The following is a 13075-nucleotide window of genomic DNA, read 5'->3' on the forward strand; positions in this document are numbered from 1 at the left end:
AGGGCGGAGAATTCCCTGATGCAGCCCTGATAGGTCAAACCTGTCGCGTGGACAGTGTCTGCCTGCTGTTCCTAGAGGTTCTCCGCCAGAATGGCGAGGTTCTACTTTAATTCTTTAATTCCTACCTGTTTAATGAGTTATATGGATATAATACGAGAGTTTATGAGGGATGTCAAACCTTTTTTTGGAATGGGATGATCTATAAATTGCTTTCTTCAAGGGGGGACAGTCAGAAACATGGTATACGTTTCCGACCGCCTAGAGGGCATGGGCACACGTGGAATACGACTTAGTTGGCTACCGTTTCAAGATTGATCGAAAAGACTCCAAAATGCTTCGGATTGTCCGTAGCTCTTCTCAGCCACAGCTCACCCGATCCCACCATAACGCCCTGATAATTAACAAACAACTCATCTGTCTTTTGGTTCACCAGCGCCTCACGAATCGCGTCCGTAAAAATCTGATCATATTTAGCCAGAAAATCTTTCTTGTTCGGAATCGTTAGCGACTTTTCACTATCATTGACACGCAGAGGGTACAAAATAAAATTGGCTACCTTCTCCTTATCATTGTCGGCAACAGCCTTCTGCAACGCTTTGAATGTGTTCAAAAATGCTTTAGGATCTTGAATACCTGCTACCTCAAAAGGATTTTGAGATGCATTGGAGGCTGCCGGAGCAGAAGATGTATCCTTTGAAGGAGCTGGGACGGAAGGAGCTGACTTTTTCGCATCAGTACCGCTGTTTTCTGCACTCTCGCTCTCTTTAGCTGCTTTGTCATTTTGTGCTGAACTGCTCTGATTGCCTCCGGCACTGTTCTCGATCATGCTTGTACTGCTTCCAGCATCACTCGGTTCAGCATTATTATCCTGGCCGCAGCCAGTAAGAGCTACAAATGTAAGTGTAAGTAAAATGGCTGTAAGTGACAGCCTCCGTGACATTTTGTGATTATCGGATTCATGTTTTTTGGGCACAACGGGTCATCCTTTCTGCTTTCTACTCTGACCTATTCTGTTCATTAAGTCTTCAACCGTTCTATTGTAACATAAGTAGACTAATGACCGCATGTCGTGCCCATTCTGGAAGGAGCTTACAGTGTAATATATGCGAAGGTTTTGATGTCTCCTCGTGATCCGTCGTCCGTACTTACTTTCAAAATCAGCTCTTTCAAGGAGCCATTTGCAGCCTCATTCTGCCCCTCTGGCTTGATAAACAGCAGATCGTGGCGTTCTCCCGGCTGTAACGTTCGGCTAGAAAAGCCGCTCGTTGTGCCTTGCAAGTCTGATCCATTCGAACTGTTGAGCTTGTATCGTACGGGTTGCTTTCCTGTATTCTTGATACTGATATACAGCTTGCGCCCCTCTTCAAATCTAAATTCTGTTTGTCCTTGTCCTCCAAATTGCATTCTTTGGTCATGTACGATACGCTTCGCTGCTTCCCCTTGCTTATTCTGCATGCTAAGCGGAGCTGTCTGGTGTGTGGCACCCGCCGTTGATGTAGTATAGGTGTTCGTCGGAACGCTCATATTGGCAAAAGCGACATAGCCTACGATCACCCCCGCCACACCCATCCAAACCCATTTTTCCACCATTTCATATTCCTCCTTCACAAAATATACTGGAGCTATGCTGTATGAAGTCAGTCGTCACCGTCAGGAAAACAGGCTGGACGCCGCATGCTTTAATACTCTTCCAGCCTCAGGCGTGCATTGGTACTGGTAAAAGGTTCCGGCTGTGTAGGCAATGGAATGCTTTCCCCTTATTTCCTCATAGGAGTGCGTGGACAGCAAAAAAGGATTCAATTGCTGTAACAATTTCTCGAACAAAACATCCTTGTCGGCGACTCCATTGTCATCCTCAGTTACCCAGTTATGTACGCCTAGCATAAATGTATCTGCCCGTTCCATAGCATAATCAATCAGTCTTTCATAAGCTGTCCCACGAACATCGCTGTATAATCGGAACATGTCTCTCCTCCTCTGTGCTGTCCTGCACCCTAACAATAAAAAAAGCCAAACTCATATCTATTATGAGTCTGGCTGTCATATTTTTCAAACTCGTTCATAGGAATCCATACGGTGGCTCTCTATCTAGATCATCCATATTAGTAGATTACACGTTCAACGTGTTACGGGACTTTTTCTTATCCAGCACACTATACACCACAAAGATAATTAAATAAGCCGCAATCAGCAAAGTGGAAAATAGATACATTGTTTTATAAGAGGTTAATCCGGCAATCATCCCTAGAATCAAAGAACCGCCACCAATCCCCAAATCGAAAAAATTATAAAAGGAGCCTACAGCATCCTCTCGCTCATCTTCTCCGACTACACTGATAGCCCAAGCCTGTAAAGCTGGAAAAATAGCACCAAAACTCAAACCATACAGCACAGCAGCAACCAAAAATTGTAGCTCGGTCCGTGATGAAGCCACCATAACGATGGCGACGATAAGCACAATTCCTGCGGGGATCAAGATATAAGCTGGACCTTTAGTATCAAAAATCCTACCGGACACCAGCCGAACGAGGAAGCTTGCCATTGCCACCGTAAAGAAGAACCAGGCCGCATTGTTAAAACCCTGCTCCTTGGCAAATAAGGCCACGAAAGACATCACTCCCCCTGCCACCACGCCAATTAGCAGCACAAGACCAGATTGCAGCAGCACTCTTTTTTCAAATAATTTAAAGGGAACCTTCTTTTTGTCCTTTGCTGTATCTGCCGTCGTGGGGTTCGCAGAACGGCGACGAACCAATATGCTCATCACAAGCGACAGCAGCAAAATTATAGCTCCCGTGGAAAATAGCCCGCTAAAACCTGCCGCATGAAGCATCCATATGCCGAGCAGGGGGCCGACTGAAATCGCTATGGTTTCACCTACGCCAAAGTAGCCCATTCCTTCCCCCATACGATGAGGAGGCAAATCATCTGAGGCTGAGGTAGCATACAATGTGCTCGCAATACCGAATCCAAAACCATGTACTAGCCGAAAGACTAACAGCAATACCAAACTGGTGGAAAGCATGTAGCTTCCTGTTGCCAGCATACAAATCACAACTCCAATAATCAGTACATATTTCTTGTCCAAAAGCTGGATCAGTGTGCCGGAGAATGGACGAATCAATATAGCTGAGCACATAAACACGCCTGTCACCAAGCCAATCTGTGATGGACTGCCGCCAAGACTTTCCACAAACAGTGGCAACGTGGGCATAAGCATTTCAAATGCCATAAATAATAGAGCGTTGGATATCATCAAAAATATAAAATTTCTGGACCAAAAGGTTTCTTTCATAGACACAACTCTCTTCCCCCAATACAATCATATTTACTTTAAAGGCTTAGATGATCAGAGCTGAACCAAGCCGTGCCAGTAAATATCCCAGGAGCTTTCCAGACGCGGATCAAAACCAGCGGTGCCGTTGTACACCAGTTCTACCAGCATCCCTTCAATCAAATTCATATAGGCTATAGTGGCAGATTGAACTGGAACACGAAGCTTAACTGACGTTTCGGCTGCCAGCCGCTCATATACCAAGCTGGTTTTATGCTGTACATAGCGTTTGACCAAGGCCTGAACCTGGTTTTCCAACGCAGATGGAATCAGAAATCCGACATACAGAATCAAACGCAGATTCATGGCGCTCTCATAGCGTTCTTTAAATTCAATAATCAATCCTCGCAGTACAGCTTCAAGTGATTGTTCAGCTTGAGCTTGAAAATAACGATCCAACTCCAAAATTTCTTGGTCTACCGCATCCGCAAATATGTCTAAGAACAAATCGTCTTTGCTTTTAAAATGAGCATAAATAGACTGCTTTTTGATTCCTACCTCATCAGCAATCAATTGTAGGGAGGCGGCATCGTATCCCTTTCTCGCAAATTGCTTTAGGCTTGCTGTTTTAATTTTCTGTAGTGTCATGTGTTCCCTCCAATTACCTTACGAACGGTCGTCAGTTTATAAATTTAGTATAGTTCCCTCACTAGAAATTGACAACCGCTTTTTTAATTCCACCGCTCAGTTGCCTGAGCTAAGAACAAAAAAAGCCGGATGCCCTCTAATGTAAGGGCTCCGGCTCTATAACTATTGATCTGCTAACGCCTTATACTATACAGCTACAGCTTACTCTGTCACCGTTCCATAGATCAGCACAGGTGCTTCCGCGTGATCCGCAATACGGATATTTGCGTAGATTTTCTCCAGCACTTGATCTACGTCTTCACGGTTGGCATGGATAGTAACCAGCGAATCGCCTTTTTGAACTGCATCGCCGACTTTTTTGTTCAGCATCAAGCCGACAGCCAAATCAATCTCGGATTCTTTGGTCGCACGCCCTGCTCCCAGTAGCATCGCGGCAGTACCGATTTCGTCAGCCACGATTTCAGCTACCACGCCGTCCTGCTTTGCAGGTACTTCAATAAGATACTGCGCTTGTGGCAAGCGTTCTGGATGATCCACTACAGAAGCGTCGCCGCCTTGGTTCGCAATAAACTCTTTGAATTTCTCCAGTGCTTTGCCGTTGAGAATGACCTCTTTGAGCTTTTCTTCAGCGTCTTCGAGAGAGTCTGCTTTCCCAGCCAAAAATACCATCTGACTGCCCAAAGCCATACACAGCTCTTCCAGATCTTTGGGTCCTTCGCCGCGCAATGTATCGATCGCTTCTTTAACTTCCAGTGAGTTCCCGATAGCCAGCCCCAACGGTTGACTCATGTCGGAAATAACTGCCATGGTCTTGCGACCCACATTGTTCCCGATACTTACCATGGCATGTGCCAGCTCTTTGGCATCTTCTACTGTTTTCATGAATGCGCCCGCACCTGTCTTGACATCCAGTACGATGGCATCAGAGCCGGCAGCGATTTTCTTACTCATAATCGAGCTGGCAATCAACGGAATCGAATTTACCGTTGCTGTAACGTCACGCAAGGCATACAATTTTTTATCCGCAGGTGTCAGGTTGCCGCTTTGTCCGACGACCGCAATTTTGCTGCGATTCACCAAATCTACGAATTCATCCTTGGTGATCTCTACGTGAAAGCCTGCAATGGCCTCCAGCTTGTCGATCGTTCCGCCCGTGTGCCCGAGGCCGCGACCTGACATTTTCGCTACCGGAATGTCTAAGGCTGCTACGAGCGGAGCCAGTACCAGTGTTGTCGTATCACCCACACCACCAGTGGAGTGCTTATCGACCTTTACACCTTCAATCGCGGACAAGTCAATCGTATCTCCTGAATGAACCATTGCCATGGTTAAATCAGCACGTTCCCGTTCGTTCATATCTTTGAAGAAAATAGACATCGCCAATGCACTGACCTGATAATCAGGAATTTCACCCTGAGTATAGCCTTGGATAATAAAGTTAATTTCCTCAGTGCTCAGTTCTTTTCCATCACGTTTTTTTTCAATCAAGTCTACCATTCTCATATGTCATTTCTCCTCACTGTGCGTATGATCGTTTACAGGGATACTGCTGTATCCAGTGCAACTTCCATCATTTCTTTAAACGTGGTTTGCCGTTCCTCTGCTGTCGTTTCTTCGCCTGTCAGCAAGTGATCACTTACCGTCAGAATGGTCAGTGCGTTTACGCCAAACTTGGCTGCCAGCGTGTATAAAGCCGAAGTCTCCATCTCCACACCCAACACACCGTATTCCATCAACTTTTGTACCACTGATTTGTCATCACGGTAGAAGCTGTCTGAGCTGAATACGTTGCCGACATGCATGTTCAATCCTTTGGCAACCCCGCGATCATAAGCGCCCTTCAAGAGAGGGAAGCTGGCAATCGGGGAGAAATCGTAGCCGCCAAAGATATGGCGGTTCATGCCGGAATCTGTACAGGATGCCTGTGCCAAAATGACGTCACGAACGTGCACATGCTCCTTCATTCCGCCACATGTACCCACGCGGAACAAGTTTTTCACCCCATACTCGCTAATCAATTCGTTGACATAAATACTGATGGAAGGCAGCCCCATCCCGGTTCCCTGTACAGACAGGCGTTTGCCTTGGTACGTTCCCGTGAATCCGAGCATTCCGCGCACCTCGTTGTAGCAGGTCACGTCCTCCAGATATGTTTCAGCGATAAATTTCGCCCGTAGCGGATCTCCTGGCAGCAAAATTGTTTCTGCAATCTCTCCAGGTTTGGCTCCAATGTGTACACTCATGTTTTTTATTCCTCCGTCCCATTTGTCTATGCTGATATCGTTACTCATTTCGTTACTAATAATCTTGACTGCCTTCGTTGCTGACGTCTAGATTACTGAAGCTCTGCCAAAAAGCTAGTTCCATGCTCAGGTAGTTTTACACCAAAGTTATCCGCTACTGTCGCTCCAATATCCGCAAACGTCTTGCGAACTGCCAGTTCCTTGCCTCCAGCTACAAAACGAGGGGAATAAGCCAGCAAAGGCACATATTCGCGGGTATGATCCGTTCCGCGATAGGTTGGGTCATTCCCATGATCCGCGGTGATGATCAGCAGATCGTCATCAGTCATTTTGGCGAATACCTCGGGCAGACGGGCATCGTAATCGTCCAAGGCTTGACCATATCCCTGCGGATCACGACGGTGGCCGTATACAGCATCAAAGTCCACCAAATTCAAGAAGCTTAATCCGGTGAATTCCTCGTCCAGCGTAGCTACCAGCTTATCCATGCCATCCATGTTGGACACTGTGCGCACTGCCTTCGTTACACCCTCGCCGTCATAAATGTCAGAGATTTTACCCAAGGCGATTACATCCAGGCCTGCATCCTTCAGTTCATTCATTGTGGTGCGACCAAATGGCTTGAGCGCATAGTCATGTCGATTGGAGGTACGAGAGAAGTTCCCTGCCTCACCTACGAACGGACGGGCAATAATGCGACCCAGCATGTACGGATCTTCCAGCGTGATTTTACGGCAGAACTCACAGATCTCATAGAGCTCCTTCAAAGGTACAACTTCCTCATGCGCTGCAATTTGCAGTACTGAATCCGCTGAGGTATAGATGATGAGTGCGCCTGTTTTTACATGTTCTTCGCCCAGCTCATCAATGATTTCCGTGCCGCTGGCTGGCTTGTTGCCAATAACTTTACGACCTGTATGCTCCTCAATGCGCTGAATCAGCTCATCTGGAAACCCATCCGGGAATACACGGAAAGGAATTGCAATATTCAACCCCATGATTTCCCAATGACCTGTCATTGTGTCCTTGCCGTTGGAGGCTTCCTGCATTTTGGTGTAATATGCGAGTGGCTTATCGGCCACCGGTACCCCTTCTATGGAACGAATGTTGGACAGACCGAGCTTACCCATATTCGGCATGTTCAGACCGCCGCGTTCGCGCGCAATATGACCGAGTGTATCTACATCATAATCATCAAACTGGGCAGCATCCGGTGCTTCGCCGATACCAACCGAGTCCATAACGACCAAGTGAATCCGTTTAAATTTAGACATCATAAAAATCCTTTCCTGATTCGCTGTTTTTTTTACAAAAACAACCCTGCAATCGTTGCCGACAGCACGCTAACCAGCGTCGCTCCGTACAACAGCTTCAGACCAAAACGGGCCACTACATTTCCCTGTTTTTCATGCAGACCCTTCACAGCACCAGAAATGATACCGATGGATGAGAAGTTTGCAAAGGATACGAGGAATACCGATACGATTCCGACCGTACGCTCGGACAAGCCTGTTTGCTTGGTCAGATCCAGCATGGCCACAAATTCGTTGGATACGAGCTTAGTAGCCATAATGCTGCCCGCCTGCACTGCCTCATTCCACGGAATCCCCATAACAAAGGCGAACGGCGCAAACACATAGCCAAGCAGCGCCTGAAAGCTGATCCCAAACAACCATGAGAAAATACCGTTAACCATGGCAATCAGCGCCACAAAACCGATCAGCATCGCAGCTACCGTAATAGCAACCTTGAAACCATCCATAATATACTCCCCGAGCATTTCGAAGAAGGACTGCTTCTCTTCCTCTTGAACCTCCAGTAAATCGTCTTCCTTCTCAATCTTGTATGGATTAATAATGGAAGCGATAATAAAGCCGCCAAACAGGTTCAGCACCAATGCGGTAACCACATATTTGGGGTTCAACATTTGCATGTAGGCTCCCACAATCGACATGGACACCGTAGACATCGCAGATGCACACAATGTATACAGCCGATGTTTTGGCAGCAGACCAATTTGCTTCTTAACGGAAATAAATACCTCGGATTGACCCAAGATAGCCGAAGCTACAGCGTTGTAGGATTCCAGTTTACCCATTCCGTTTACTTTGCTCAAGACAAGCCCGATATATTTAATAATAAAAGGAAGCACTTTTACATATTGTAAAATCCCGATCAGTGCGGATATGAACACGATTGGCAGCAGTACACCAATAAAGAACGGTGCTGCTCCTTCATTCGCAATTCCGCCAAAAACGAAGTTAATCCCTTCCATAGCATAACCAATCAGACTATTAAAACCTTTTGCAAAACCTTTGACTAGAATTTCACCAATCTCTGTATTCAGCAATACGAAAGCAAGCGCTGCTTGCAGAACAACCATAACTATCAGCGGACGATACCTGATTTTACGCTTGTCACTGCTGGCAACGTAAGTAAGTGCAAATACAACGAGCAATCCCACCAAAGCGATTACATATTTCATTTCAATTCCCCCTCATTACATTAAGCGCTTACATTGCCCATAAAAAGAATGCGCCCCAAAGAGGCATTCTTTTTTTTATTTTCCCAGATCCGCAGGTCGAAAGGCACCCGGCAGTAATTGATCCACCGTCCACTCTTCCGTATTGCCATGAAGGTTTGTCAGATAAATTTTGGTATCTTGATGAGCAAATTCGGAAATGACCTGACGACAGGCCCCACATGGAGACACAGGTCCTTCCGTATCAGCTGCTACCGCAATCGAATCAATTTTTCGGCAGCCTTCGGATACCATTTTGAAAATCGCTGTCCGCTCTGCACAATTACATAAGCCGTAGGAGGCATTTTCCACATTGCATCCGTGATAAATCGTGCCATCGCTCCCAAGAACCGCAGCACCCACTTGAAAATTCGAATACGGAACATATGCCTGATTACGCGCCTCAAGCGCTTTCTGAATCAATTGATCCTTCATCGCGAATCCCTCCATGACTTTAAAATAAACTTAGTAGGAAGATGTAGATTGCTCGCCCTCGATGATTTTCACACCGGAACTTGCACCGATCCGACTTGCGCCAGCTTCTACTAATTTTTGTACGTCTTCCAAGCTGCGTACGCCGCCAGAAGCTTTAACACCAATATCAGGTCCTACTGTTTTGCGCATCAACGCTACGTCTTCCACAGTAGCTCCACCTGTAGAGAAACCCGTCGAAGTTTTCACAAAATTCGCTCCGGCTTTGACGGACAGCTCACACGCCAGCACCTTCTCTTCGTCTGTCAGCAGGCAGGTTTCAATAATTACTTTTACCAGTGTACCCGCAGCCGCTTCCACAACCGCACGGATATCCTGCTCAACGAGCTGTACATCACGCGCCTTCAAAGCGCCTATGTTAATTACCATATCAATTTCAGTTGCACCGTTAGCAATAGCATCTTTGGTTTCAAATGCTTTCGTTGCCGATGTATTAGCTCCCAGTGGGAACCCAATAACCGTACAAATAGCCACGCCTGTGCCTGCGAGCTGTTCGGCTGCATAAGCTACCCACGCCGGATTCACACATACAGAAGCAAACTGGTATTTTTTTGCCTCAGCAGTCAGTTTTGTAATTTCATCCTTCGTCGCATCTGCACGCAACAATGTATGGTCGATTAATGCTGCAATGTTCATATCTAAAGGCTCCTTCATTTAATAAATAGTGTGAAGAAAATGAATCGTTTATTTCTCTGTGATGAGATCATCATAGCACGGCACTGAACATATGTAAAACACATTTTGAAATTATGTTCACGCTTGTACACAAGCCGTTCACCTACAATTCATGTTACCCTGTAGGCATACACCGTAACCATGTTTAATTGAATTGAGCTCCACAGGTTCTATTGCAAAAGTGCTTGTGCTGTAAACTGATCCGTCACCAAGATATTCGCATACTTGCCACGCAGTGATGCCCGAATGGCCTCTACTTTGCGCTGGCCTCCAGCTACAAGGATGGACTTCTCCTTCTTTCGCAGCTCAGGTAAATCAATTCCAACGGTACGGCTGTTGATTTCCTGACTGCATATATTGCCCGCATCGTCAAAAAAGCGTGAACAAATATCGCCCTTGCCGATTTTTTGCAGCAGCTTCTGCTCTTCATGGTTAAAATAACCTAATCGGAACAGCAGCGCATCCTCCTTGACCGTCCCCACCGTAAACACCGCAATGTTCGCCTGCTTGCCAAGTTCAATGATACGCTGGATATGCCGATCCTCCTCGACCATTTTCTTAACAGCTTGACTGTCGAAAATTACAGGCAGCGGCAAATACCGAGCTATGGTGTTAAAGGCTTCTGCGAACAAATTCACGGTTTCCACGGCATAAGTGTTGACATGTGAATGGCTTACGCCTCCTTTGAGCTGAACTACCTCAACTCCCTTGACCTGCTTTTGCTGGAGATGAAGCGCCACCGCATGCATGGTTGTTCCCCATGTCACTCCAATAATATCAGCATCCTGTACCGTTTCATGCAAATAATCGGCTGCTTTTTTGCTAATATGCTTCTTGATCTCCTGATATTCATTTAATGGCGAATAACAGACCAGCACGGTATCCAGCCCGTATTTCTTCTTCACCTGCTCTCCGAGCGCGTCCATATCCTCCATGGGGTCCACAATACTGATCCGCACGTATCCCTGTTCCTTGGCAGCCTGAAGTAACCGCGATACCGTAGGCCGTGAAACTCCGAGTCTGACCGCGATATCCTGCTGGCTATAGTCGTTCAGATAGTATAATCTGGCTGCCTCGATACTTAACCGCTGCTTTTCATGATCCATTCTACCTCAACCCGCTTATCTTAAAATGTAGTGCATCGGACACGACCTCAGCTCCAAACACTATATATGAAGGGAAATTCGAAGCCACGCCTTGTCCGGTTGGTTGTTATTTTGGAAGATTTAACTGCTCGTTTGTGATATTCTGTGATTAACTAAAACCATTTTACCGCATCCTCCACTTTATCGTTCCGTCTGTTAAAACGCAATAGTTAACCCAATTTATCGCTAGTTCACAACTTGTGATGGACTTATCTGAATATGTAAGGAGAATTGCTATGTCTGAATATATTGTGTGCAGTCTGGCGGACAAGAAGTTCGCGTTAAACTTTCTGGAAGTCGAAGAAGTCATGAATGCCAAAAAAGGGACACCGCTCCCCTTTTCCGAGGCGTGGCATGAAGGAATGGTGACCATTCGTGGCGATGTATTTACAATCCTTAACCTACGCAAGAAACTGTTTCTCCCCGCATCAAGCGACTCCTCCGAGGACAAAATGATTTTGCTCAGTCGTGCGAAGATTGCCCTGCTTGTCGATCAGGTGGAGGATACGGCATCTGCTGAAGACAGTCAGCTACAAAGCAATGAGGAAGAATGGCAACGCGAATTGTTTCCTACTGTGATGGAGCATCGGGGTGCTCTCATTCCGGTGATCGATATGGACGCTTTTCTCGCATCCACCAAGACGAACTAAAAAAATACTCCCGAACCTTGAGCCAGCTTGCACTCATCGTTCGGGAGTATTTTCCGTTATTGGAGTCCCTGCCCCTCTTTCATATGAACCAACGTGTTTAGCTGCTCCAGCAGCGTATTTCCGCCAGTCAGCGATATCGTACCAATCTTCTCGCAGATTTTTTCCATGAATTCCAGCTCTTTGAGACGATAGAGGGTGGAGTTTTCGTCCATCAGCTTGGCCGTATTGAGCAAACTACGAGTGGATGCCGTCTCTTCACGTCGTGTGATGAGGTTGGCTTGTGCCTTCTTCTCTGCCAATAGCACCGTATTCAGAATATCCTTGATATCCCCCGGCAAAATAATATCCTTCACCCCTGCGGATGTAAAAGTAACCCCATATTCACCGCTCTGCTCATTCAGTCGTGTCAAGACATATTCCGCGATCTCCTGCTTCATTTTCAGCAAATCATCCAGCTTCATTGTGCCCACGTATTCACGCAGCAGCAGTTGAAGCATAATGTATATTTGTTCCTCGTATGCTCTGAATTCCAACGCCCGTAGCGGCTCAATGATCCGGTACTGACAGACGAAGTTAAGACGCAGCGTGATTTTGTCTTCAGTCATGATTTCCTGCCCCATCAGGTCCATCTGCTGCTGTCGCATATCTAATGTTTTGATCTCTGTATTCACCGTGGACAACCAGAAATAATATTTGCCCGGTTTCAGTTCACCTTGCAGCACATTATCGTAATACAAAAACCCCAATTCATGACTGGCCACCTGAAGGGCTTTCCAGAAGCCCGGTGTCTTGGACAAGAATGCTTGCCCCAAAGCCTTATCAATGGCAGGCTGCCGGGTATCTGCACGAACAAAACGATGCTCCTTAAGCATGTTCCAAAATGCATATTTCCCTGCTGTCAGCAGCTCTACAAACCGATTATCCTCATAATGCAGCACATATTCATGGTCCTCTACATCGATGACAGTCAATTGCTCCAGCAATAGAGGATCTGTCAAAAACAAACGAATATCATGATCTGGTACAAAAAATGATTCGGCTACATTCAAAATTTCAACGGCTTCCTGCTGAAATGTCTTCAATAGGTAAGTCCCTGGGAGCAACAACTTGTGGTAGCTTCCTTTTTTGAACAGCAGTCCGCGCTCATCGGCTTTAATCGTTATCTTCTTAAACATCGTATCACTCCTAGTGTTAAAAATCCTCAACTTAAAAATGTACATTTTCCGCGTGTAGCGGCTCCACGTTCCATTTGATCTTCCGATCGCTGTTGCTCCTGAATTTTTGGATTTGATGAACCCCTTATAGGGTTAAAATTCAGGTGCAAAGGCGAACGCTTCGCTTCTCCAGATTCAAACGGACCGCTCCGCTTATTCGCACGTTGAGTCAAAACACATTTTTAAAATGAGGATTCTTTATTTTTATTTGTT

At 46.2% G+C, this 13075-nt stretch carries 14 protein-coding genes; 1 reads left to right on the forward strand and 13 read right to left on the reverse strand.

Annotation, left to right across the window (positions count from 1 at the left end):
- Nucleotides 1-289 precede the first annotated feature (289 nt).
- The 12 genes from MMB75_RS19320 to MMB75_RS19375 all read right to left on the reverse strand — a co-directional run bounded on the left by MMB75_RS19320 (nucleotide 290) and on the right by MMB75_RS19375 (nucleotide 10959).
- Entirely contained in the window at nucleotides 290-973 is a 684-nt protein-coding gene (locus tag MMB75_RS19320; protein WP_045244999.1) for a hypothetical protein, read from the reverse strand.
- Nucleotides 974-1089: 116 nt separating this feature from the next.
- Nucleotides 1090-1590: a hypothetical protein gene (locus MMB75_RS19325; protein ID WP_045244998.1), complete on the reverse strand. Its 501-nt coding sequence runs from the start codon at nucleotides 1588-1590 to the stop codon at nucleotides 1090-1092.
- A 60-nt stretch (nucleotides 1591-1650) separates the two neighbouring features.
- Nucleotides 1651-1965, reverse strand: a complete 315-nt coding sequence (locus MMB75_RS19330; protein WP_016820380.1) for a hypothetical protein — start codon at nucleotides 1963-1965, stop codon at nucleotides 1651-1653.
- A gap of 145 nt (nucleotides 1966-2110) precedes the next feature.
- Nucleotides 2111-3301 carry an MFS transporter gene (locus tag MMB75_RS19335; protein ID WP_080942705.1) on the reverse strand — a complete coding sequence of 397 codons (1191 nt, stop codon included), beginning with the start codon at nucleotides 3299-3301 and terminating at the stop codon, nucleotides 2111-2113.
- 48 nt (nucleotides 3302-3349) lie between these two features.
- Entirely contained in the window at nucleotides 3350-3922 is a 573-nt protein-coding gene (locus MMB75_RS19340) for a TetR/AcrR family transcriptional regulator (RefSeq protein ID WP_045244996.1), read from the reverse strand.
- 201 nt (nucleotides 3923-4123) lie between these two features.
- Entirely contained in the window at nucleotides 4124-5425 is a 1302-nt protein-coding gene (locus MMB75_RS19345) for a pyrimidine-nucleoside phosphorylase (protein WP_277509893.1), read from the reverse strand.
- Between the two features lie 32 nt (nucleotides 5426-5457).
- Nucleotides 5458-6165 (reverse strand): purine-nucleoside phosphorylase, encoded by a 708-nt coding sequence (deoD, locus tag MMB75_RS19350; protein ID WP_013373173.1) that lies wholly within the window; start codon nucleotides 6163-6165, stop codon nucleotides 5458-5460.
- Between the two features lie 92 nt (nucleotides 6166-6257).
- Complete coding sequence (gene deoB / locus MMB75_RS19355) at nucleotides 6258-7442, reverse strand: phosphopentomutase (RefSeq protein ID WP_277509895.1); 1185 nt, start codon at nucleotides 7440-7442, stop codon at nucleotides 6258-6260.
- A gap of 29 nt (nucleotides 7443-7471) precedes the next feature.
- Nucleotides 7472-8650 (reverse strand): NupC/NupG family nucleoside CNT transporter, encoded by a 1179-nt coding sequence (locus tag MMB75_RS19360; RefSeq protein ID WP_016820385.1) that lies wholly within the window; start codon nucleotides 8648-8650, stop codon nucleotides 7472-7474.
- 75 nt (nucleotides 8651-8725) lie between these two features.
- Nucleotides 8726-9121 carry a cytidine deaminase gene (locus tag MMB75_RS19365; RefSeq protein WP_016820386.1) on the reverse strand — a complete coding sequence of 132 codons (396 nt, stop codon included), beginning with the start codon at nucleotides 9119-9121 and terminating at the stop codon, nucleotides 8726-8728.
- A gap of 30 nt (nucleotides 9122-9151) precedes the next feature.
- Nucleotides 9152-9814 carry a deoxyribose-phosphate aldolase gene (gene deoC, locus MMB75_RS19370; RefSeq protein WP_016820387.1) on the reverse strand — a complete coding sequence of 221 codons (663 nt, stop codon included), beginning with the start codon at nucleotides 9812-9814 and terminating at the stop codon, nucleotides 9152-9154.
- A 209-nt stretch (nucleotides 9815-10023) separates the two neighbouring features.
- Nucleotides 10024-10959 (reverse strand): sugar-binding transcriptional regulator, encoded by a 936-nt coding sequence (locus tag MMB75_RS19375; RefSeq protein WP_016820388.1) that lies wholly within the window; start codon nucleotides 10957-10959, stop codon nucleotides 10024-10026.
- A 275-nt stretch (nucleotides 10960-11234) separates the two neighbouring features.
- Between MMB75_RS19375 and MMB75_RS19380 the strand changes: the two genes are divergently transcribed.
- Entirely contained in the window at nucleotides 11235-11648 is a 414-nt protein-coding gene (locus MMB75_RS19380) for a chemotaxis protein CheW (protein ID WP_016820389.1), read from the forward strand.
- 56 nt (nucleotides 11649-11704) lie between these two features.
- Here MMB75_RS19380 and MMB75_RS19385 read toward each other — a convergent pair whose 3' ends face one another.
- Nucleotides 11705-12823 (reverse strand): slipin family protein, encoded by a 1119-nt coding sequence (locus MMB75_RS19385; RefSeq protein WP_016820390.1) that lies wholly within the window; start codon nucleotides 12821-12823, stop codon nucleotides 11705-11707.
- Between the last annotated feature and the right edge of the window lie 252 nt (nucleotides 12824-13075).

Source organism: Paenibacillus sp. P2(2022), assembly GCF_029522175.1.
Classification (GTDB): domain Bacteria; phylum Bacillota; class Bacilli; order Paenibacillales; family Paenibacillaceae; genus Paenibacillus; species Paenibacillus polymyxa.

Coding starts and splice junctions, on each gene's coding strand:
- MMB75_RS19325 (WP_045244998.1), bottom strand. CDS start 1,590: ATGGTGGAAAAATGGGTTTGGATGGGTGTGGCGGGGGTGATCGTAGGC.
- MMB75_RS19330 (WP_016820380.1), bottom strand. CDS start 1,965: ATGTTCCGATTATACAGCGATGTTCGTGGGACAGCTTATGAAAGACTG.
- MMB75_RS19340 (WP_045244996.1), bottom strand. CDS start 3,922: ATGACACTACAGAAAATTAAAACAGCAAGCCTAAAGCAATTTGCGAGA.
- MMB75_RS19345 (WP_277509893.1), bottom strand. CDS start 5,425: ATGAGAATGGTAGACTTGATTGAAAAAAAACGTGATGGAAAAGAACTG.
- deoD (WP_013373173.1), bottom strand. CDS start 6,165: ATGAGTGTACACATTGGAGCCAAACCTGGAGAGATTGCAGAAACAATT.
- deoB (WP_277509895.1), bottom strand. CDS start 7,442: ATGATGTCTAAATTTAAACGGATTCACTTGGTCGTTATGGACTCGGTT.
- MMB75_RS19360 (WP_016820385.1), bottom strand. CDS start 8,650: ATGAAATATGTAATCGCTTTGGTGGGATTGCTCGTTGTATTTGCACTT.
- MMB75_RS19365 (WP_016820386.1), bottom strand. CDS start 9,121: ATGAAGGATCAATTGATTCAGAAAGCGCTTGAGGCGCGTAATCAGGCA.
- deoC (WP_016820387.1), bottom strand. CDS start 9,814: ATGAACATTGCAGCATTAATCGACCATACATTGTTGCGTGCAGATGCG.
- MMB75_RS19375 (WP_016820388.1), bottom strand. CDS start 10,959: ATGGATCATGAAAAGCAGCGGTTAAGTATCGAGGCAGCCAGATTATAC.
- MMB75_RS19380 (WP_016820389.1), top strand. CDS start 11,235: ATGTCTGAATATATTGTGTGCAGTCTGGCGGACAAGAAGTTCGCGTTA.
- MMB75_RS19385 (WP_016820390.1), bottom strand. CDS start 12,823: ATGTTTAAGAAGATAACGATTAAAGCCGATGAGCGCGGACTGCTGTTC.